The following is a 19,639-nucleotide window of genomic DNA, read 5'->3' as shown; positions in this document are numbered from 1 at the left end:
ATCAGCGCGCCCCTTCCGGCCACAGCACCACGCGGACCGTCTGCAACAGGATCAACAGGTCGAGAAAAGGCGAATAATTTTTGGCGTAATAAAGATCATATTCCAGCTTGGTCCGTGCATCCTCGACCGAGGCACCATAGGGAAAGTTGATTTGCGCCCAACCGGTCAGCCCTGGTTTGACCATGTGGCGTTCGGCATAAAAGGGCAGCTTTTCTTCCAGCTCATCGACGAAGCTTGGACGTTCGGGCCGCGGCCCGACAAAGCTCATATCGCCTTTTAGCACGCACCAGGTTTGCGGCAATTCGTCGATCCGTAGCTTGCGGATGATGTTGCCAACCCGTGTAATGCGGGGGTCATTTTCGGACGCCCAAACCGCTTTGCCCGCTGCTTCGGCATCGGTGCGCATCGACCGGATTTTGAAGATATCATAGGGTTCGCCGAACAATCCGACGCGCGATTGGCGATAGAATATCGGCCCCTTGCTATCCAGTTTGACGGCAAGGCCCGCGATCAGGATCAACGGCAGACCAATAACCAGCAGCAACAGGCTGACGACAATGTCGAACACGCGCTTGCTCACTTTTGAAATGCGTTGGCCGGCCGAAAATCCGTCGGAGAAAATCAGCCCGCTTGGATTGGTAGTCTCCAGATCAACACGCCCGGTTTCCCGTTCCAGAAAACTGGCAATATCGTTGACATGAACCCCCGTCGTCTTGATCCGCAACAGGTCGCCGAGCGGCAGCGCATTACGCCGTTCTTCCAGCGCCAATACCACTTCGCCAGCCTCAAGCGCGACCACATGGTGCGACAGATTGCTAATCGCCTCACGCGAGACGGCGCGCTCTACCGAGCGCTCGCCCGCATTCATCGCGACATAACCGACGACGACGAGCCCACTCCCCGGCTCGGCAGCCAAAGCGCCCAGCCGCGCCGCACGCGGACCTGCCCCCAAAACCAGTATCCGCCGCCGAAAGGCATCGGCCCCGGCCGATTGGGTCAGCAGTAAGCGGATGACAAATAATAGCGCGATCGCCAGCACCATCGCGTAGATGCTGTTCGCGCGCCACAGCGTGATGGTCGGCAGCACAAAGCGCAGCACCGACAGAAAGATCACGCCCAGCGAAATTGCGGCGAGCAAACGCGCGGTGCCAAACCGCATCGAACGCAGCGCCTCATTGCCGTACATACCGGTCGCCATCATTGCGAGCATATTGGCGAGAGCAAAGGTTGTGAGCGGTAAGGCGCGGTCGATGATGATGCCGGAATCGATGGCCACTTGCTGCGCATAAAGCTGCCAGCCTGCCTCTGCCGAAACAAGCAGCGCGCAAAATTCTATAAGCGCCAGCCAGACAACGGCACGCGGCACATAATGTTTGAACAGTCTGAACATCGACGCACGTGCCCTTTCATCTCTGTTTACTAGTTGCTAGGCATGAAGTGTCGGTTAATTTTACACATAAAATTGGCGCCATTTTGGAGGTGACCAGAGAGCACCGAGGCGATAGACCGCGGCCATGACCCAAATGACCCAACCTGTTATCCTGTGCGGCGGCGCTGGCACACGGCTCTGGCCCGAATCGCGCGGCACCCATGCCAAGCAATTTCTATCTTTGGCCGGCCCCTCGGGCAGCCTGTTTCAACAGACGCTAACACGCGCTCCGCAAGACGCTGGTTTTGCAGCACCGCTCATCCTTTGCGGCGCCGCGCATGTCTCCACTGTGCGCGATCAGCTTGGTGGCTGCCAGGCCAAACTGATCATAGAGCCCATGCCGCGCAACACCGCCGCCGCCATTGCGCTTGCGGTGGCGCAGGCCGACACCGATACCTTGCTCCTTGTCATGCCCAGCGACCATGTCATCCTTGATATTCCTGCGTTTCAAGCCGCCGTAGCCAAGGCGGCCCGACTGGCAGAACAGGACTATCTGGTCACATTCGGCATCACCCCTGACCGTCCCGACACCGGTTTTGGCTATATCGCGAGCGGCAAGGCGGTTGGCGACGACGGATTTGCCGTCGCCCGCTTTGTCGAAAAACCGCCACTCGCCGACGCCCAGGCCATGCTCAGTCACGGCGGATATAGCTGGAATGCAGGCATTTTCCTGTTTCGTGCCGGACGTATGCGCGACGCGATGCTAAAGCATTGCCGTCCCATTTTCGAAGCGGCTGACAAGGCTCTTGCTGCTGGCCAATGGGACGGCGACGCCCTATATGCCGACGCCGACCAGTTTGGACACGCACCCAGTGACTCGATAGACTATGCCGTGATGGAAAAAGACGCGCGCGTCGCAACCGTTCCGACATCGATGGGCTGGTCTGACCTGGGCAGCTGGCAAGCCGTTCACACGCTTGCCCCGCGTGACGACGCGGGCAACGCAACACGCGGCGATGTGTTTGCCCATGACAGCCGGAACTGCCTCGTCCGCGCCGGAGACAAGCGCGTGTCGCTGGTCGGGATGAACGATGTCGCCGTGATCGTCGATGGCGACGACATATTGGTCATGCCACTCAACCGCTCACAGGATGTCCGGGCCGCCGCAAAAGCTCGGGAGTAGAATTTCCCTTTTGGCGGTACTGCGGTCAATGGAGCGAAGGTCGAGGAAGAGTGAAATCGGACGCGCCAGTCGCAACGATATAAGAACGACTCAAACGCGACTTGACTGCAACTGTTGGCGGAGTCAAAAGCCCGCTCGATGAATAAAGCCAAGCGTCTTTTCTCCGCCGCTCCCGAAGGAACGGCAGTACTCTTCTTCATTCAGATATTTTGCACCCTCGGGTTCGCTGTTCTTTTATCGACGTTCATTCTCTACGCGACGAAGCACCTGAACCTTTCGGTAAAAATAGCCACAACATTGTTGGGCGTGTTTGGCGCCTTCAACTATGGCCTGCATCTCTTCGGCGGCTATCTCGGGGGCAGATTCCTTTCGAACCGCAACCTCTTCGTCGGGGGCATGGCACTGCAAGTCATGGGCTGCGCCAGCATAGCGTTGGGTTCGCTCTCAATGTTCTATATCGGCCTCGCCTTGTTCCTCACCGGAAGCGGTCTCAACGTCACCTGCATCAACATGATGCTCACCCAGCGTTTCACCTCCGATGACCCACGGCGCGAGGGTGCTTTTCTGTGGAATTACGCTGGCATGAACGTCGGCTTTTTCATCGGCTTCACGGTCGCCGGTTACTTTCAGGGAACCGAAAGTTACGGAGAGCTTTTTCTCTTCGCAACACTCGGCAATTTCGTGGCCATTCTTCTGGCATGGTTTTCGTGGAAGACTCTTGCGGACCGGAACACGCCGCTACTTGAGGTCACGGTAAAACAGTTCCGTAGGCGCCTGCTCGCCGGTGTTGCCATTGTCCTCGGGATAATCCCGATTGTCTGGATCATGCTTCAGCACCCCGGCAGGACCGAGACATTCATCAAAGGCATCTGCGGCATCGTCGCCCTCTCGCTTTTATATCTCACAATTCGTCATCAGGATCGCCGCGAGCGAAGAAATATGGCGGCCTATTTGATACTCGCCATGGGTTCGCTCGCCTTTTAGTCCCTCTATCAAATGGCGCCAAGCGGCCTGCAGCTCTTCGCGGTTAACAATGTGGACCTGACGATCGGGTCCGTCATGATTTAGCCGCAGTGGATTCAAAACATCAACACAGCCTGCATCGTAATCGGCGGACCCTTGCTTGCGGCGATGTTTACCCGGATGCGTGCAAGAGGGTGGCCTGTGGACATTCCCCAGCAGTTTGCAACATCACTCATATTAATGGCGCTGGGCTTCCTCATTCTCCCGCTTGGCATAGAGATAGCCGGTAACGCAAAAAGTGCGTTCGCCTGGCTCTTCATCAGCTACGTGCTTCAAAGCATAGGAGAGTTGCTCATCTCGCCTGTCGGCTACGCGATGATCGGTAAGATCGCGCCGAAACAATATCAGGGCGTAATGATGGGGTCCTGGATGCTGATCACCGGAGTGGCGTCGCTCTTTGCCGGTGATTTCTCGGGCATGATACCCGAGCCGTCTCACACCACGCTAGCGGACAGCAATCACCAATATGCCGAACTCTTTGGTGCGCTTGGGGTCGGCAGCCTCGTGGTCGGTATCGCACTCATTCTGCTCATTCCCTTTCTACGCAGACTGATCACGGACAAGGCCGAGATCAGTCCGGAGGACGCACCAACGCCTATCGGCCCCGCCACTGTCGTGGCGTGAAATCGCGCGAAATCTGCGCCGCATAGGAGGCAAATTCAAAATCTGGCCCTTCTGTGCTATTAGGACGGATGCCCAAGAATATCCTCATCGCTCTCATAGGGATGTTGTTTGCAATGGCGGCGCCCGCCCATGCGCAATCCACTGGATCGAGCGCTTTTTGCTCCGCCTCGCCGACAGCGGCACTGCAGGCGCTCGACGGCACGTGGAAGATTACGCAAAGCCCGGGTACTGCCACAGCACGTACATCACAAGGCGCGATGGCGATTCCCCTGCCCGGCCATGGCCCCCAAAGCCTGTCACTTGACTATAATCCATCGAACGGAACAGCCTTGCTTGAAGGGGCTGCGCCAGATGAATCGCTGTTGCTTTTGCCTGCCAATGCACAAAATGCCCAAATTGCCGCCGATGCGCTTGAACAGGCAGGCGGCGGACCGACGTCTGCGGGTGGGTGCAACTGGTCGACTCTTCCGCTCATGATCGGAAGCAACATTTATGACCTGCGGCCTGGCCCGCAAAGCCCCAGCAACGGCGTATTTGGTCAGGTTTTGGGCGTGAGCTTCGGCTATTGCTACAATGGGTCAACCGATGCCGCGACCTCCAACTTCCAGATATTTCAGGGAGGCTTCGCTCCAGTCCCCGTTATTGTGCAAGAGGGGGAATCCGACTATTGCAATCCTCCACCAGAGGCTCCTGAGCCTGCTCCCGGACAGATGGTCATGACGATGGTCGTGAGGTTCGACAGCCCCAACTCGGGCAACGGTGTGTTGCTGTTTAAAGGCTATCAGGGCGACTCGCAATTTTCCGCCAGCGCCCCCATTTCAATTTCACGCTAATAGTTCATCGGGAACGCCACATATTTGGTGCAAGGTGCAGCGTGATTTGTGCGAAATGATTGAGCGATCGGCCCAAAACCAGTCCCCTCATCTTCTCAATCCCCGGCGAAATCAAACGCACTAACCCCGCGTTCGCCGTCGCGGAAACGTAAGGGGCGCCCCATCGGCGGGGCCGAGCGCTGAATACAACCAGTGCGCGTACAACGGCGACAGCCCAACCCAATGGGCGTTGCGGTATCGCGCATCAAATCAATGCCGCGCGCGGCCACTAGCGACGGCGCGACCTTGGCATCGACGCCAACGCAAATCGCAAAACGTGCCGGTGGTCCCGACCCGGACTCGCCCGGCGCAGTGACGATGCGCGACTGGCTGAACCAGCGCGACCCATCCTCCAGCTCGACCAGATCAGCCACCACTTCACCGGGCCGGGCAAAGGCTTCGTGAATCGCCCACAGCGGACAGCGCAGGTCACTCTCGACCAGCGGTGACTGGCTGGCCCCGACATAGCGTTTCGACCCCTGCCCCGCGCGGTCGATCCGCAACATGAAAAAGGGAAGTCCGCGCGCGCCTACGCGCTGCAACGTGGTCAACCGGTGCGCCACTTGCTCAAATCCTGCACCAAAGCGGCGCTGAAGCAGCAACAGATCATAACCGGTGGCATCGCAGGCCCGCAGGAATCGACCATAAGGCATCATCAGGGCCGCAGCGAAATAATGGATCAAATGACGCCGGAACAGCCGCTCCGCCGCAGGCTGGGTAAAGTCAGCTCCCGCAACCAGTGCGTCTATCTCATCCTTTGCTTCGATTTGCGCCAATGTCGCAGCAGCCTGAAAGGTTCGCGAAGCGGGCCGCAGCAATTCGGAAAGCTGCAACTGCCGCGCATGCCAGTCGAGCCAGCGCAACCGATCGGGCATTACGTCGCTCGGCAGGATGCGAATGCCCAGCTGATGCTGCACACGCAGTCGCTCAGATATGGTGCCATAAAGATCGCCACCGGTGAGCCGCAATTCATCAAACAGCATTTCGGCCTGACCATCGAGGTCGGCAAAATGGTTGCGCCATTTTTCGATGGCCAGCCTGACCTCATGCACTTCGGGCGCATCGGCCAGCTCGGTACCGGTCGCTGCAGGAGCCTGATCCTGCCCGTCGAACAATCGCGCAAAGGCGGCGGCAGTGGTCGGCGCGCTCGCCAGCCACTCCTCGGCGTCCTGCGCCTCGATACCCAGATCGGCAAAGCGCGGATCGGAAAGACGTCGGCGCAGACCGGTCAACCCACCAGGCACAATATCATCGGTCAACCGCGCCGGATCGAAATCAAAACGCTCTGCTAGACGCACGATCAGCGCCGCCGACAAAGGCCGCTGGCCATGCTCGATCAGATTGAGGTAACTCGGCGAAATATCGAGCGCCTCGGCCATCGCGACTTGCGTCAGACCTGACCGCCGCCGCAATCCGCGAATGGCGGGGCCGGCAAAGATGCGCTGTGCAGCCATTGTAACATCCTTTACATCTTTACACTACTATTCACACAATTTTGAAGTTATTGACAAGATATATTCACAAAACTTTTCAAAGCCAGCCCTTCCCCAGCTACAACCGTCTCATGGTTTCTGCCTCTCAACAGGCAGCTTCAACGAAGGGATCACATGATGGGCTACAACGAAGACATGGCACAGGCTGGCCGTCTCATCCGCGATTATGACGGTACATGGGATGGCATCAGCGCCGAATCGATCGCCCGTATGCGGCACCAGAACCGCTTTCGCACCGGCCTCGACGTGGCCCGCTACACCGCCCGCATCATGCGCACAGATATGGCTGCTTATGACGCAGACCCCGCCAACTACACCCAGTCGCTGGGTTGCTGGCACGGGTTTATTGCGCAGCAAAAAATGATTTCGGTCAAAAAGCATTTCGGCACCACCAAGGGTCGTTACATCTATCTGTCGGGCTGGATGATTGCTGCGTTGCGTAGCGAATTTGGCCCCCTGCCCGACCAGTCTATGCACGAAAAGACCAGCGTTCCGGCGCTGATCGAGGAAATCTACACCTTCCTGCGTCAGGCCGATGCCCGCGAACTGGGCATGATGTTCCGCGAACTCGACGCCGCGCGCGAAGAAGGCGACGAGCTGAAAGCCAAGCAGATTCAGGCTAGCATCGACAATCATGAAACCCATGTTGTCCCGATCATCGCCGACATCGACGCAGGCTTTGGCAATGCCGAAGCGACCTATTTGCTCGCCAAAAAGATGATCGAAGCTGGTGCCTGCGCGCTGCAGATCGAAAATCAGGTCAGCGACGAAAAGCAGTGCGGGCATCAAGACGGCAAAGTCACCGTTCCGCACGAAGACTTCATCGCAAAAATCCGCGCTTGCCGCTATGCCTTCATGGAATTGGGCGTCGAGGATGGCATCATCGTCACCCGCACCGACAGCCTCGGTGCAGGCCTCACCAAGCAGATCGCCTTTTCCAAGGAACCGGGCGATCTGGCCGACCAATATAACAGCTTCCTCGATTGCGAAGAAGTCGACGGCGCGGGCAACCCCGGCGACGTTCTGATCAACCGCGATGGCAAACTGATGCGTCCGAAGCGCCTGCCCTCGAACCTCTATCAGTTCCGTTCCGGAACCGGTAAAGACCGCTGCGTGCTCGATTGCATCGCAAGTCTGCAAAATGGTGCGGACTTGCTGTGGATTGAAACCGAAAAGCCGCACATCGAGCAAATCGCCGGCATGGTCGACCGCATCCGCGCTGTCGTCCCCAATGCCAAGCTCGCCTATAACAACTCACCCAGCTTCAACTGGACGCTCAACTTCCGCCAGCAGGTTTATGACGCCTGGGCAGAGGAAGACCGCGACCTTTCGGCCTATGACCGCGCCAAGCTGATGAGTGTTGATTATGACGGCACCGAACTCGGCAACGAAGCCGACAACCGCATTCGCACCTTCCAGCGCGACGCGGCGAAGCGGGCGGGCATCTTCCACCACCTCATCACCTTGCCGACCTATCACACCGCGGCGCTGTCGACCGACAATCTGGCGCGTGAATATTTCGGTGACGAAGCCATGCTGGGCTATGTCAAAAACGTCCAGCGCACCGAAATCCGTGAAGGCATCGCCTGCGTGAAGCACCAGAACATGTCCGGCAGCGACATTGGCGACGATCATAAGGAATATTTCGCCGGCGACGCCGCGCTCAAAGCCGGTGGCAAGCACAACACGATGAATCAGTTCGCCGCCTGACCCTGTTTCGCGGCGGGCCTGTCGGCTAACCGCACCCGATCTTTCCTGGGGAGGAAAGCCTGCCCGTCAGATGTCCTCGGACGTCTGGCGGGCATTTTTCCGGGCGCGGCGCCCTCAATTGAAATCAGGCGAAATCGCGCGCCAGTTCGTGACGGGCTTCGTCGCCGATCACGGCCAAATGGCCATAGGCGGGATGGTCGATACCGACCGTCACCATGCCTTCGCCGCTTTTGAAGGCGACAATCGCTTCGGCGGAGAAGTGAAAGTGCAGGAATTGCACCGCGCTGGCCTTGCCGTCATCGCGCGTCCTCTCGACATCGCCCTCTGGGGACGCCCCCACGCGCAGACCGGCAATATCGATAAAGATATGATCCTCGACCCCGCCCAATTGCTTTAGAAAAGCGGTGCGGCGCACCGGATCATCGACCTCGAACAACAGGGTCGCGGTCAGCTCGCTTCCATCAGGCACCATCGGGTTATAGGCCGCCAGCTCATCGGCGATCTGTTCCTCCCCGCCCTTTTCGATGCGCAGCATTTCATGGACCTGCCACCACATGCTGTCCCAATTTTCAAAGATGATCGTCGCGTGTGGTCCGATCGACAGTCGCCGAAATTTCTTGCGCAGCACATTGTCCTGCCGCTTTTCGGGGCGGATCGTCTCATATTGGTCGAGCGGCATGATGTCTTCGCGGGTGATGTTCCGTTTATCGCGGGGCATATCAGGTCAATCCATAAGCTTTGGCGACCACTTCAATCGGGTGACTGATGCGATCGGGTCGTTTGTCGGGGTTGGACGCCGCAATCACCTGTTGCAGGTGCGGACCGGCGAGCGGACATTCGCTGACGACCAGGTCGGGGTCATCCTTCATCAGGTTACGCGCGGCCGGACGGCCGATCTTGACCGCCTTGTCGAAATTTTCCTTGAAGATCCCCCATTTGCCGCCGTGGCCCGAGCAACGATCGGTGAGTGCCGGTTGCGCTCCGGGGATCAGCCGCAGCATCTCCAGCGCCTTTGGCCCCATATTCTGCGCCCGTGCGTGGCAGGCGAAATGGACCGCAATTTTTGCTTCCATTTCGGGCAACGGCACCAGCCCCGCCTCTTTCGACAGCCGCACCATATATTGCGACAGATCATAGCAGTTGGCAGCGAGATGCCCAACGGCTTCATTCTCGGGCTCCAACAGCGGCCATTCGAATTTCAGCATCAGTGCACAACTGGTGGTCAGTGGTACGACATCCCAGCCGTCATCAATCAACGCGCCAAAATGAGCAGCCACCCGTTCCGCCGCACTGGCGACAGCAGCCAGATCACCATTTTCAAATTTGGGCATACCGCAACATTCGGGATGTTCGATGCGGATCTGCACGCCATTATGCGCCAGCACCTTCATCGCCGCTTCGCCCGGCGTCTGGTCGTTGAAATTGCCATAACAGCTGGCATAGAGCGCGACCTTGCGGCCAAAGCCCGGCGCATCGGGATTGGGCGCGGGAATGTGGGCCGTATGAGTCAGCGGTTCGGCAGCAAAGCTGGGCAGATGGGCGCGCGTGTCGATGCCGACTGTCGCCTCCATCAACGGGCGCGTCAGCCCATTGCCATCTTTCGTGGCCCAATTGGCGACCCCGCTCAACATGCTGCCGAATTGCCCGTTGCGATCGGTCTTGGCGAGCTCGCGGTCGGCAAAGCCAGTTTGGCCTTTGCGATGTTCAACCGCGCGGTGGCGCAACATCAGGTGCGGGAAGTCCAGTTCCCATTCGTGCGGCGGCACATAGGGACATTTGGTCATGAAGCACATGTCGCACAAAGTGCAGCCATCGACGACGGCCTTCAGATCACCCGTCGTCAGGTCGTCGACACTCTCGTTCGGACTTTCATCGACCAGATCGAACAGGGTCGGAAAACTATCGCACAAGTTAAAGCAGCGTCGGCAGCCGTGGCAGATATCAAAAGTCCGGCGCAGCTCTTTGTCGAGCGCGGCCTCGTCGTAAAAGCTCTCTTCGGCCCACGCAATCGGGTGGCGGGTCGGCGCGTCAAGGCTGCCTTCCTTCATCGCTGGCTCCTAGGCGTCAAAATGAAGTAGCTCCCGTGTCCTGGGAGGGGGGGGCTGGACACGGGAGCGGTTTCCCCGCAATTCAGCGCGGGGATCATTGCGGCAAACAAGGGATAGATGCCGCAAAAGCCTTTGGTCAGGCGTTCGCCATCACCTCGTCGAGCGTCTTTTGGAATTTGCCGGCATGGCTCTTTTCTGCCTTGGCCAACGTTTCAAACCAATCGGCGATCTCGTCGAAATTCTCGTCACGCGCGGTACGCGCCATGCCGGGATACATATCGGTATATTCGTGGGTTTCACCCGCGATCGCCGATTTCAGATTGTCCACGGTGTTGCCGATCGGCATGTCGGTTGCGGGATCGCCGCCGCCGCCTTGCAGAAATTCCAGATGCCCATGCGCATGGCCCGTCTCACCCTCGGCGGTCGAGCGGAACACCGCCGAAACATCATTATGGCCTTCGACATCGGCCTGCTGTGCAAAATAGAGATAGCGGCGATTGGCTTGACTCTCGCCGGCAAAGGCAGCTTTCAGATTGTCTTCGGTTTTTGATCCTTTGAGATCCATGATTTCTCTCCTTATTTGCGACAACAGACGTGCTGACGGAACCGCCAGCCTCTTACCTGCCTTACGCGCACGAGCGGGCGCGCACTAACAAGGAAAATGCGTCACACTGATTGACTAAGTCAATGAAAAACAGGGATGTTATTGCGACTTAGTTGCAGGAATGCTTGGCGTCTTGGGATGTGTCCCACCGTTCCGGCTCCGCTATTCGCCAATCAACTGCCTCACTTCGCCATTAATTTCAACGTCATCGCGGTCAGGGCCTCCGTTGCTGTTGCTACGACAGCAGGCGCGTCCGGAGCCCAGAAGGGCGAGTGCAGGCTGGGCAGCGTCCGCCCTTCCTTCTTCGCCGCATCCATCTCTGCTTGCGGAACGCCGCCAACCCAGATGATCAGGCTTTTGATGCTCGGGTCAGCGCGGACATAGCGCCCGAAATCTTCACCGCCCATTACCGGAGGCATTTGGGCAACCCGCTTGTCGCCAAATTCACCTTTCAACAGGCCCGCCATGTCCTTGGTGAAATCGGGCGTGTTGAACGTCGCGGGAGTATATTCATCCTTTTGCACCGACACGACCGGCATCTTGTCCTCGGCCATACCGGCGGCAATCGCCTCGCCTTTGGCTATCCGTGCAATGCCTGTCAGCAAATGGTCGCGCACTTCGTCGGTGTAGCTGCGCACTGTTAGTTGCAGCCGCGCCTCGTCGGAGATGATGTTGTGTTTCGCACCCGCGTGAAAACTCCCCACCGTGACGACGGCAGAATCAAGCGGGCTGATCTCCCGCGACACCAAAGTCTGCAGGGCAGTGACAATCCGGCTAGCGAGCACAATCGGGTCTTTGGTCGCCTGCGGATAGGCTCCATGCCCACCGACCCCTTTGACCAAAACATCGACGCTATCGACATTGGCGAGGGCATAGCCGGGGGTATAGCCGATCTTGCCTGCCGGAAACTGCGCCGCATCGTGAAACGCCAGCGCATATTGCGGTTTGGGAAAGCGGGTGAACAGCCCATCCTCCAGCATCATCCGCGCACCCGCACCGCGTTCTTCGGCGGGCTGGCCAATCATCACCAGCGTCCCCGACCATTTATCCTTGTTCGCGGCCAGTCGCCTCGCAACGCCGACCCAGGTCGTCATATGGGTGTCGTGGCCACAGGCGTGCATGACGCCGGTCTCGATGCCTTCTGCCGTCGTCACGCGGACCTTGGATGCACCAGGCAGGCCCGTCTGTTCGGTCACCGGCAATCCGTCCATATCGGTACGCAGCATCACGACGGGTCCGGGGCCGTTCTTCATCACAGCAACGATGCCGGTGCCGCCGACTTTTTCGGTCACGTCAAAACCCAAAGAACGTGCCTCGGCGGCGAGGATTCCGGCCGTCCGCACTTCCATAAAGCTGAGTTCAGGGTGCGCGTGCAGATCCTTATAGATCGTCATCAGCGAGGGCAGATCCGATTGCACTTGCTCGCTCAGGCTTTGCGCCATCGCCGGTGTGGTAAAGGCCAGCGCCGCCGCGCTCATCGCAATCCATCGCATCTGTTATCCCCTGTTCATTGTTCTCTTGTTTATCCTCAGTCCGCAGGCCGCAATTCAATCACATCCAGCAAAGATTCATAGGCCGGTGCTGGCAAAACCAAACGCCAGCGCTCCTCGCCGATCCGTTCGATCAGACCCGCCATATCACGCATCCGGTCGCTGCCATAATCCACTGGTCGCTGCTCATCGCCCAATTCCAGCGTGCCCAAAAACACCTGACGTTTCAGATTGTCCGGAAAAATCAGGCCGATCGGACGCTGCGACCCGCTGAGTTTGGTCAGGCTGAAAATTCCCTGCTCCGCCTTCACCTGACATCGGAACCAGCCATAGGCGATATAGCCCAACGCACCAGCCTGAGCCCCTATCTTGATCGTCCGGCATCGATACTCACCGGCCGGCAAATAGGCATTGGGCAGCCCCGCCATAGGGTCAAGCAATGCACCCTCCTGCTCAATTGCTGCGCCATAGCCTTTGGCCCGCGCATCGGCGAGCGCGGCAAGCCAACTGCTATGCCATCGGCGAATACGCAGGCGATCGGCATCGGTCGCCGTGCCGCGCCATGTTCCCGCCTCAGCCGGTCTGTCTGCCGCTGACGGCGGCACAATTGGCACCGACTGACAGGCCGCCAGACCGGCGAACGACCCAGCAAGCGACATAATGGCTAAAAATTTTGACGTGCGACCCGTCATTATTCGTCTCCCCCGGTCCGGTTTTGCATAAAGCTTAGGTGCACACACCAAAATCCTCAAGCCGTTGATTATTGAGCGGTCCAGCCGCCATCAATGCTCATATTGGCACCGGTGATATTCGCCGCCTCGTCACGGGTCAGAAAGCTCGCCATTGCCGCGACCTGTTCGACCGTCACAAAGGACTTCGTCGGCTGACCGGCCAGCAACACATCGTTGATAACCTGTTCGCGCGTCATTTTGCGTGCCTTCATCGTATCGGGAATCTGGTTCTCGACCAGCGGGGTCCAGACATAGCCGGGGCTGATACAATTGACGGTAATCCCGGCATCGGCGACTTCCAGTGCAACCGTTTTGGTCAGCCCGGCCAGCCCATGTTTCGCGGTGACATATGCCGATTTGAACGGCGAGGCGACCAACGAATGGGCCGATGCGGTTGCGATAATCCGGCCCCATTTCTTTTTGCGCATACCCGGCACGGCGTGGCGAGTGGTGTGAAAGGCGGCGGTCAGGTTCAGCGCGAGAATCAGATCCCATTTCTCGACAGGAAATTCCTCGACCGGCGCGACAAATTGCGTGCCCGCATTGTTCACCAATATGTCGACGCCGCCCATATCCTTGTCGGCGCGCGCGAACATGGCCTCGATTTCATCGGGCTTGGTGAGGTCTGTTCCGTCATAAATGACTTTGCCATTGTTGAGCACTTCCAGCGCGGCGCGTTCGGCCTCGATCGCATCGGCGTCGCCAAATCCGTTGATGATGATGGACGCGCCGTCCGCTGCCAGCGCCTTTGCGATGCCGAGTCCAATGCCCGAAGTTGAGCCGGTCACAAGGGCAGTTTTGCCTTTCAGTCGCATCAAATTTTCCTTTCAGTTCTTGGGGGAGAGTTTCGATAGTTTACAGCATCAAACAGGCTTTGGTCGCAGCGCCTCTGATTGGATAGAAAAACTGTTTGACCGGCCTTCTGCGATACTTTCGGCCAGCAAATGACCGTCTTTCATTGCATCCTCGACCGCCGCATGACCCAGCTTCCAATTGACCTCCATCGAGGAACGCGAAAACTCGAAATCGCGCGCGCCGGTCTGCCATGCAGGCGGCTGGTGGATCAGTTGGACGACATTGAGCGCCTTACAGTTGACCATCTTTTGCACCGCCTTCACCTCGGCCAGATCAAACGCCTCATCGGGCAGAGCCTTCAGCATTTTGTCGACCAGTCGGTGCTCTTTGCGCTGCCGCATCAGCCCGTCGGAAATCCGGCGGGTGCGGCTGGAAAAGCGAATGTCTTTCTCACGCGACCAGGCCTCTTGCATATCATGCGGGCGCGTTCCTCGTGCAGGAAACAGGTCAACCTGAAAGGCCAACATATCTTCGTGCGCCGACTGGACGACATGCTCCAGCGGCGTGTTGGAAACCAGCCCGCCATCCCAATACCAGACGCCATCTATCTCGACCGGCGGCAATCCCGGCGGCAGAGCGCCGGAGGCGAGTATGTGGCGCGCGTCGATTATGTCGGTCTGTGTATCGAAATAACGAAAATTGCCCGTCTCGACGGCAACAGCGCCCACCGACAGGCGGACGTTTCCATTGTTCACCCGGTCCCAGTCTACCAGACGGTTGAGTGTATCGACCAGCGGCCCGGTATCATAAAGGCTGACCGCAGCCGGTGTCTGCCGCTCGGCAAAAAATGATGGCGGCCAACGCGGGGTAAAAAATCCGGGCACACCAAAGGTCGCGACCTGTCCGGCCGCCGCCAAATGGCTCCATTCGCGCGCATTGTCATTGTCGAGCGTCGGGAGCGAGGGCAGCGACGACGACACGCCATCCCAAAATTCGCGCAACCGACCGACCGCCTGTTCGCGCGGATTGCCCGCGATGATCGCCGAATTGATCGCTCCAATCGAAATCCCGGCAACCCAGTCCAGTTCGATGCCCAGATCGATCAGCGCCTCATATACACCGGCCTGATAGGCCCCCAAGGCTCCCCCCCCTTGCAAAACCAACACGACGAGGTCGGGAAGCGGAAGGGTGGCGGGCGCGGCGCGACGGGGCATGGACTCGGGTAATCCCATTTGGCTGGAGGGGGCAACGGGCTGCTCGTTGCACCCCTCCCCCGTTCATTGCAAGCCAATGTCCCGCCGCCCTGCCGAAGACACTTCCAATTGCCCGGTGCTGCTGCCACAAACAACGCACAAGAATTTTTCAACGGCTGGAGAGCATGGATGCGCCTCGACGATTATGAGCCCGGAGACGATATTCGTGATCTGGGGCGCGGCGGCGGTGGATTTGGCGGCGGGCGCGGCGGCGGGGGTGGCATGGGCGGTCTCATATTCGCACTGCTGCCGATGTTGCTTAGCCGCAAGATGGGCTGTGGCTCAATCCTGATCCTCGGCGTGCTCGCCCTTGTCTTTTTTGGCGGCGGCGCAAATTTTCTCAGCGGTGGTGGCGGTGGCACGGTCGATCCGATGGCAGACAGTCGCAGCGGTGCCACACCCGTTGCCTGCGATACGGCTGCTGAAAAATTTGCCTGTAATGTCTTTGGGTCGACACATCAGGTGTGGGGCAGTCTGATCAACAATTATCGCAAACCGACGCTCAACTTTTACACCGATAAGAATCAGTCAGGTTGCGGCGCAGCGCAATCCGCAATGGGTCCCTTTTATTGCCCCGCCGATCAGGGCGTCTATCTCGACACCGCCTTTTTCGACGAACTCGCCCAACGTTATGGCGCAGCGGGCGATGCGGCGCAGGCCTATGTCGTCGCGCATGAAGTCGGCCACCATATCCAAACGCTGACCGGCATTTCGGACAAGGTCCGCCGCGCCCAGCAACGCGCCTCGCAGACTGATGGCAATGCGTTGCAAGTCCGCATGGAATTACAGGCCGACTGCTATGCCGGCGTCTGGGCCAACCGCGCGCGCACCAGCGATGGTCAAAGGTCCATCGAACCCGGCGATATCGAAGAAGCGATGGCCGCCGCCAACGCCATTGGCGACGACACGCTGCAACGTTCGGCGGGCCAACGTCCGGTGCCCGAAAGCTTTACGCATGGGTCGAGCGAGCAACGTATGGCGTGGCTGCGCAAGGGACTGCAAACAGGGGATCCACAACAATGCGACACATTCAACGGCACGCTTTAGGTTCGGCGCTGACGGCGGTATTCGCGGCAACGCTTGCCGCCGCGACGCCCGCATCGGCGGCAACGCTATATGTGGAGACAGGGCGGCTGATTGATGGCCTAACCAATGAAGTCCGCACCGGCCAGTGCGTCACCATTACCGATGATCGCATCACCGCCGTTGCCGGCTGCGTCGACACGCCCGACGGGGCAACGCGGCTCGACTGGTCGGCCTATACCGTCCTGCCCGGCCTCATCGATTTGCACACCCACTTGGCCGATACCGGACAAAGCGCCGACCTTGCCGCGCCGCTCAAGGCTTCACCCGCAGATACGGCGTTAATGGGCGCCCGCCATGCCCGCATTACGCTCGATGCCGGATTCACCGCCGTACGCGATGTCGGCACCTATCGCGGGCTCACCGATGTTGCCTTGCGCGATGCGATTGAGCGCGGCGATGTGCCGGGGCCGCGCATGTGGGTTGCGGGGGCCTATATCACGATCCCCGGCGGCGGCGGCGAGTTGAACGGCGTGCTCGATGACAATAGCAAGCTGCCCGCCGATATGCGTCTCGGGGTCGCCGCGACACCCGAAGAAGCCGCCGAAAAGACCGCTTTCCTGCTCGACCATGGCGCCAATTTCATCAAGACCATCGCCACCGGCGCCGTGCTCGCCATCGGCACCGAACCCGGCGCGCCAGAGCTGACCGAGGCGCAGCTTCGTGCGGTTGTGAAGGTCGCCCATGCCCGCGGCAAGCGCGTCACCGCGCACGCCCACGGCGCGCAGGGCATCAGAAATGCCATCACCGCCGGTGTCGACAGCATCGAACATGCCAGCCTTGCCGATGAAGAGGCGCTGCAAATGGCCAAGGCGCATGGCACATGGCTGGTAATGGATATTTTCAACGGCGATTATATCAATGAAATCGGCACCAAAGAGGGCTGGCCGGAAGAATATCTGCGCAAGAATCGCGAGACGACCGACGAACAGCGAAAGGCCTTCAGTCGCGCCGTTCAGATCGGCGTCAAACTCGGCTTTGGCACTGACGCCGGCGTCTATCCCCACGGTATAAACGCCCGCCAATTCGCCTATATGGTCAAATATGGCATGACCCCGATGCAGGCCATTCAGGCCGCGACCGGAAATGCCGCGATTGAAATGGGCCGCGACGATATCGGGGCCATCGCACCGGGGCGCTATGCCGATATGGTGGCGGTCAAGGCCGACCCGCTCACCAATATCCGCAGCCTCGAACATATCGACCATGTGATGAAAGGCGGCGCGGTCGTGCGCTGATTTCAACCTGTTGGCTTGCATCATGGCGGCACCACGCTAAACCCGTTTCATGCGAAACCTTATCCTGACGAGCGCCATCGCGCTCTCCGCCGCCCTTGCCACGCCCGCTCTTGCGCGACCGATGACTGCCGTCGATCTGGCCACGCTCAAACGTGTTGCCGCGCCGACCGCGTCGCCCGATGGCCGCTGGGTCGTGTTTCAAATGACCGAAACGGCGCCTGAAACCTATGACCGCACGACCGGCCTGTGGCTCGTCGACCGTAGTGCAAAAGAGGCCAAGCCTGTGCGCGTGGCCGATGTCGCCGGCAAGAATGAAAGCTCCCCCAGCTTTGGCAAGGACGGCACGCTATTCTTCATCTCCGATGCCTCGGGCAGTGACCAGATCTGGAGCATCAACACCCAATCGATAAGCACACCCGCCGTTCAGGTCACCAATGAAAAGGCCGATGTCGCGGGCTTTAAACTGTCGCCCGACGGCAGCAAAATTCTCGCTTGGGGCGATATCTCCCGTGAATGCACCAGCTTCGGCTGCGACGCCAAAGACAAGGGCGCCCTCGTCGGCCCCGGTAGCGGTCGCCTCTACAAGGATGGCGTCGGCTTTGTCCGCCATTGGGACAAATGGGAAACCCCCGGCACCTATAGCCGCCCCTTCGTCTTCAACCTTCAGGACGGCAAAGCGGTCATGGGCCGCCCGATGGATGCGGGGCTTGTTGGCGATACCCCGTCAAAGCCCTTTGGCGGTGGCGAAGAACTGGCGTGGGGGCCTGACAGCCGCACCCTCTATTTCACCATGCGTAAATCGGACGCGGTCGAGCCGCGTTCGACCAATCTCGACATCTACAAGGTGCTTGTCGATGCACGGATGATGCCGACCAATCTTACCGCCGAAAATCAGGCGACCGATACGCTGCCCGCCCCTTCACCCGACGGCCAATGGCTCGCCTATGCCGCGATGGCGCGCCCAGCGTATGAATCCGACCGGCAAGTGGTCATTCTACGTAACCTGAAAACGGGAGAGGAGCGCAGATTGACCGATGCCTGGGATCGATCGGTCGGCTCGATTGCCTGGGCACCCGACGGCAAATCGCTCTATGTCACCGCGCAGGATATGCTCGACCATCCCGTATTCCGTGTCGATGTGGCCAGCAGCAAAGTATCACGGCTGAAGGCGACAACCGATACCAATGACGGCAATATCGGCAGTGTCACGCCGCTGTCGGACGGCAGCTTGCTCTATACCCACAACAGCATCACCGACCCGACCGATGTTTTTGTCCGCGATGCCAAGGGCAAGGTCCGCCAGTTGACCGACGTAAATCGCGAACAAATGGCCGAATTGGACCCCATTTCCGTCACCCGCATGAAATTTGCCGGTGCCAATGGCGACACAATATGGGGGCAGATTATCAAGCCCGCCAACACAACCGGCAAACTCCCCGTCGCTTTCCTCGTTCACGGCGGACCGCAGGGCAGTTTCGGCAACAGCTGGTCGACGCGCTGGAACCCGCGCATTTATGCCGAACAGGGCTATGGCGCCGTCACCGTCGATTTCCACGGGTCCACCGGCTATGGTCAGGCCTTCACCGACAGCATCAACAAGGATTGGGGCGGAAAGCCGCTCACAGACCTGAAACTCGGCCTCGCCGCGGCAGGCGCGCAGGACAGCCAGCTTGATATCGACAACGCCTGTGCGCTTGGTGCCTCCTATGGCGGCTATATGATGAACTGGATTGCCGGCAAATGGACCGATGGCTTCAAATGTCTGGTTCAGCACGACGGCGTCTTTGACGCCCGCGCCATGGCCTATGAAACCGAGGAATTATGGTTCGACGAATGGGAACATGGCGGCGCTTATTTCGAAGTGCCGCAAGAATTTGAAAAATGGAATCCGGTCAACCATGTCGACCAGTGGAAAACGCCGATGCTGGTGATCACCAGCGAAAAGGATTTCCGCATCCCTTACACCCAAGGCCTCGCCGCTTTTACCGCGCTGCAGCGGCGCGGTGTGGAATCGCAATTGCTGGTCTTCCCCGACGAAAATCACTGGGTGCTCAAGGGCAAGAATAGCATCCAGTGGCACAACACCGTCTTCGGCTGGCTGGCCGCGCACCTCAAGAAATAGC

Annotated in this window: 17 protein-coding genes; 8 read left to right on the top strand and 9 right to left on the bottom strand. The window is 59.0% G+C overall.

What is annotated here, in order from left to right; translation table 11 throughout:
• Position 1: 1 nt before the first annotated feature.
• Positions 2-1,390, bottom strand: coding sequence for a TIGR03013 family XrtA/PEP-CTERM system glycosyltransferase (locus ACR3XE_RS08420; RefSeq protein ID WP_473698085.1), 1,389 nt, complete (start codon positions 1,388-1,390; stop codon positions 2-4).
• A 124-nt stretch (positions 1,391-1,514) separates the two neighbouring features.
• Here ACR3XE_RS08420 and ACR3XE_RS08415 point away from each other — a divergent pair, with 124 nt between their 5' ends.
• The 4 genes from ACR3XE_RS08415 to ACR3XE_RS08400 all read left to right on the top strand — a co-directional run bounded on the left by ACR3XE_RS08415 (position 1,515) and on the right by ACR3XE_RS08400 (position 5,032).
• Positions 1,515-2,552 carry a mannose-1-phosphate guanylyltransferase gene (locus tag ACR3XE_RS08415; protein WP_486185645.1) on the top strand — a complete coding sequence of 346 codons (1,038 nt, stop codon included), beginning with the start codon at positions 1,515-1,517 and terminating at the stop codon, positions 2,550-2,552.
• Between the two features lie 138 nt (positions 2,553-2,690).
• Positions 2,691-3,536 (top strand): MFS transporter, encoded by an 846-nt coding sequence (locus ACR3XE_RS08410; RefSeq protein WP_486185644.1) that lies wholly within the window; start codon positions 2,691-2,693, stop codon positions 3,534-3,536.
• A 93-nt stretch (positions 3,537-3,629) separates the two neighbouring features.
• Entirely contained in the window at positions 3,630-4,199 is a 570-nt protein-coding gene (locus ACR3XE_RS08405; protein ID WP_486186019.1) for a POT-type proton-dependent oligopeptide transporter, read from the top strand.
• Between the two features lie 113 nt (positions 4,200-4,312).
• The gene (locus tag ACR3XE_RS08400) at positions 4,313-5,032 is read left to right on the top strand and encodes a hypothetical protein (protein WP_473698089.1); all 720 of its coding nucleotides are present in this window, start codon (positions 4,313-4,315) and stop codon (positions 5,030-5,032) included.
• Positions 5,033-5,127: 95 nt separating this feature from the next.
• Here ACR3XE_RS08400 and ACR3XE_RS08395 read toward each other — a convergent pair whose 3' ends face one another.
• Complete coding sequence (locus ACR3XE_RS08395; protein WP_473698090.1) at positions 5,128-6,525, bottom strand: helix-turn-helix domain-containing protein; 1,398 nt, start codon at positions 6,523-6,525, stop codon at positions 5,128-5,130.
• Between the two features lie 156 nt (positions 6,526-6,681).
• Between ACR3XE_RS08395 and ACR3XE_RS08390 the strand changes: the two genes are divergently transcribed.
• Positions 6,682-8,274: an isocitrate lyase gene (locus ACR3XE_RS08390; RefSeq protein WP_473700331.1), complete on the top strand. Its 1,593-nt coding sequence runs from the start codon at positions 6,682-6,684 to the stop codon at positions 8,272-8,274.
• Between the two features lie 124 nt (positions 8,275-8,398).
• On the opposite strand, the gene ACR3XE_RS08385 is transcribed toward ACR3XE_RS08390, so the two are convergent.
• From ACR3XE_RS08385 to ACR3XE_RS08355, 7 genes are all read right to left on the bottom strand, one after another.
• A complete protein-coding gene (locus ACR3XE_RS08385; RefSeq protein WP_473698091.1) occupies positions 8,399-8,992 on the bottom strand; it encodes a DUF3501 family protein in 594 nt (197 codons plus the stop codon).
• 1 nt (position 8,993) lies between these two features.
• Positions 8,994-10,322, bottom strand: coding sequence for a heterodisulfide reductase-related iron-sulfur binding cluster (locus ACR3XE_RS08380; RefSeq protein WP_473698092.1), 1,329 nt, complete (start codon positions 10,320-10,322; stop codon positions 8,994-8,996).
• 136 nt (positions 10,323-10,458) lie between these two features.
• Positions 10,459-10,887, bottom strand: coding sequence for a rubrerythrin family protein (locus ACR3XE_RS08375; RefSeq protein ID WP_473698093.1), 429 nt, complete (start codon positions 10,885-10,887; stop codon positions 10,459-10,461).
• A 221-nt stretch (positions 10,888-11,108) separates the two neighbouring features.
• A complete protein-coding gene (locus ACR3XE_RS08370; protein ID WP_473698094.1) occupies positions 11,109-12,419 on the bottom strand; it encodes an amidohydrolase in 1,311 nt (436 codons plus the stop codon).
• 35 nt (positions 12,420-12,454) lie between these two features.
• Positions 12,455-13,108 carry a DUF4893 domain-containing protein gene (locus tag ACR3XE_RS08365; protein ID WP_473698095.1) on the bottom strand — a complete coding sequence of 218 codons (654 nt, stop codon included), beginning with the start codon at positions 13,106-13,108 and terminating at the stop codon, positions 12,455-12,457.
• A 68-nt stretch (positions 13,109-13,176) separates the two neighbouring features.
• Positions 13,177-13,962: a 3-hydroxybutyrate dehydrogenase gene (locus ACR3XE_RS08360; protein WP_473698096.1), complete on the bottom strand. Its 786-nt coding sequence runs from the start codon at positions 13,960-13,962 to the stop codon at positions 13,177-13,179.
• A gap of 48 nt (positions 13,963-14,010) precedes the next feature.
• Positions 14,011-15,156, bottom strand: a complete 1,146-nt coding sequence (locus tag ACR3XE_RS08355) for a patatin-like phospholipase family protein (RefSeq protein ID WP_486185643.1) — start codon at positions 15,154-15,156, stop codon at positions 14,011-14,013.
• 168 nt (positions 15,157-15,324) lie between these two features.
• On the opposite strand from ACR3XE_RS08355, the gene ypfJ reads away from it, so the two are divergent.
• Genes ypfJ through ACR3XE_RS08340 form a run of 3 tightly spaced genes read left to right on the top strand, consistent with a single transcriptional unit; the run spans position 15,325 to position 19,638 of the window.
• Positions 15,325-16,242, top strand: coding sequence for a KPN_02809 family neutral zinc metallopeptidase (gene ypfJ, locus ACR3XE_RS08350; protein WP_473698098.1), 918 nt, complete (start codon positions 15,325-15,327; stop codon positions 16,240-16,242).
• Positions 16,215-17,516 (top strand): Xaa-Pro dipeptidase, encoded by a 1,302-nt coding sequence (locus tag ACR3XE_RS08345; RefSeq protein WP_473698099.1) that lies wholly within the window; start codon positions 16,215-16,217, stop codon positions 17,514-17,516. The genes ypfJ and ACR3XE_RS08345 overlap by 28 nt, the downstream gene beginning before the upstream one ends.
• 49 nt (positions 17,517-17,565) lie before the next feature.
• Complete coding sequence (locus tag ACR3XE_RS08340; RefSeq protein ID WP_473698100.1) at positions 17,566-19,638, top strand: S9 family peptidase; 2,073 nt, start codon at positions 17,566-17,568, stop codon at positions 19,636-19,638.
• The last annotated feature ends 1 nt before the right edge of the window (position 19,639 follow it).

This window comes from Sphingopyxis sp. 10G20-10 (assembly GCF_057365075.1).
The sequence above is the reverse complement of the archived record's forward strand: the minus strand, read 5'-3'. Positions and strand labels throughout refer to the sequence as shown.

Excerpts from the sequence above, each read along its gene's own strand:
- ACR3XE_RS08420 (WP_473698085.1), bottom strand. The coding sequence starts at position 1,390 with ATGTTCAGACTGTTCAAACATTATGTGCCGCGTGCCGTTGTCTGGCTG.
- ACR3XE_RS08415 (WP_486185645.1), top strand. The coding sequence starts at position 1,515 with ATGACCCAAATGACCCAACCTGTTATCCTGTGCGGCGGCGCTGGCACA.
- ACR3XE_RS08410 (WP_486185644.1), top strand. The coding sequence starts at position 2,691 with ATGAATAAAGCCAAGCGTCTTTTCTCCGCCGCTCCCGAAGGAACGGCA.
- ACR3XE_RS08400 (WP_473698089.1), top strand. The coding sequence starts at position 4,313 with ATGGCGGCGCCCGCCCATGCGCAATCCACTGGATCGAGCGCTTTTTGC.
- ACR3XE_RS08395 (WP_473698090.1), bottom strand. The coding sequence starts at position 6,525 with ATGGCTGCACAGCGCATCTTTGCCGGCCCCGCCATTCGCGGATTGCGG.
- ACR3XE_RS08390 (WP_473700331.1), top strand. The coding sequence starts at position 6,682 with ATGGGCTACAACGAAGACATGGCACAGGCTGGCCGTCTCATCCGCGAT.
- ACR3XE_RS08385 (WP_473698091.1), bottom strand. The coding sequence starts at position 8,992 with ATGCCCCGCGATAAACGGAACATCACCCGCGAAGACATCATGCCGCTC.
- ACR3XE_RS08380 (WP_473698092.1), bottom strand. The coding sequence starts at position 10,322 with ATGAAGGAAGGCAGCCTTGACGCGCCGACCCGCCACCCGATTGCGTGG.
- ACR3XE_RS08375 (WP_473698093.1), bottom strand. The coding sequence starts at position 10,887 with ATGGATCTCAAAGGATCAAAAACCGAAGACAATCTGAAAGCTGCCTTT.
- ACR3XE_RS08370 (WP_473698094.1), bottom strand. The coding sequence starts at position 12,419 with ATGCGATGGATTGCGATGAGCGCGGCGGCGCTGGCCTTTACCACACCG.
- ACR3XE_RS08365 (WP_473698095.1), bottom strand. The coding sequence starts at position 13,108 with ATGACGGGTCGCACGTCAAAATTTTTAGCCATTATGTCGCTTGCTGGG.
- ACR3XE_RS08360 (WP_473698096.1), bottom strand. The coding sequence starts at position 13,962 with ATGCGACTGAAAGGCAAAACTGCCCTTGTGACCGGCTCAACTTCGGGC.
- ACR3XE_RS08355 (WP_486185643.1), bottom strand. The coding sequence starts at position 15,156 with ATGCCCCGTCGCGCCGCGCCCGCCACCCTTCCGCTTCCCGACCTCGTC.
- ypfJ (WP_473698098.1), top strand. The coding sequence starts at position 15,325 with ATGCGCCTCGACGATTATGAGCCCGGAGACGATATTCGTGATCTGGGG.
- ACR3XE_RS08345 (WP_473698099.1), top strand. The coding sequence starts at position 16,215 with ATGCGACACATTCAACGGCACGCTTTAGGTTCGGCGCTGACGGCGGTA.
- ACR3XE_RS08340 (WP_473698100.1), top strand. The coding sequence starts at position 17,566 with ATGCGAAACCTTATCCTGACGAGCGCCATCGCGCTCTCCGCCGCCCTT.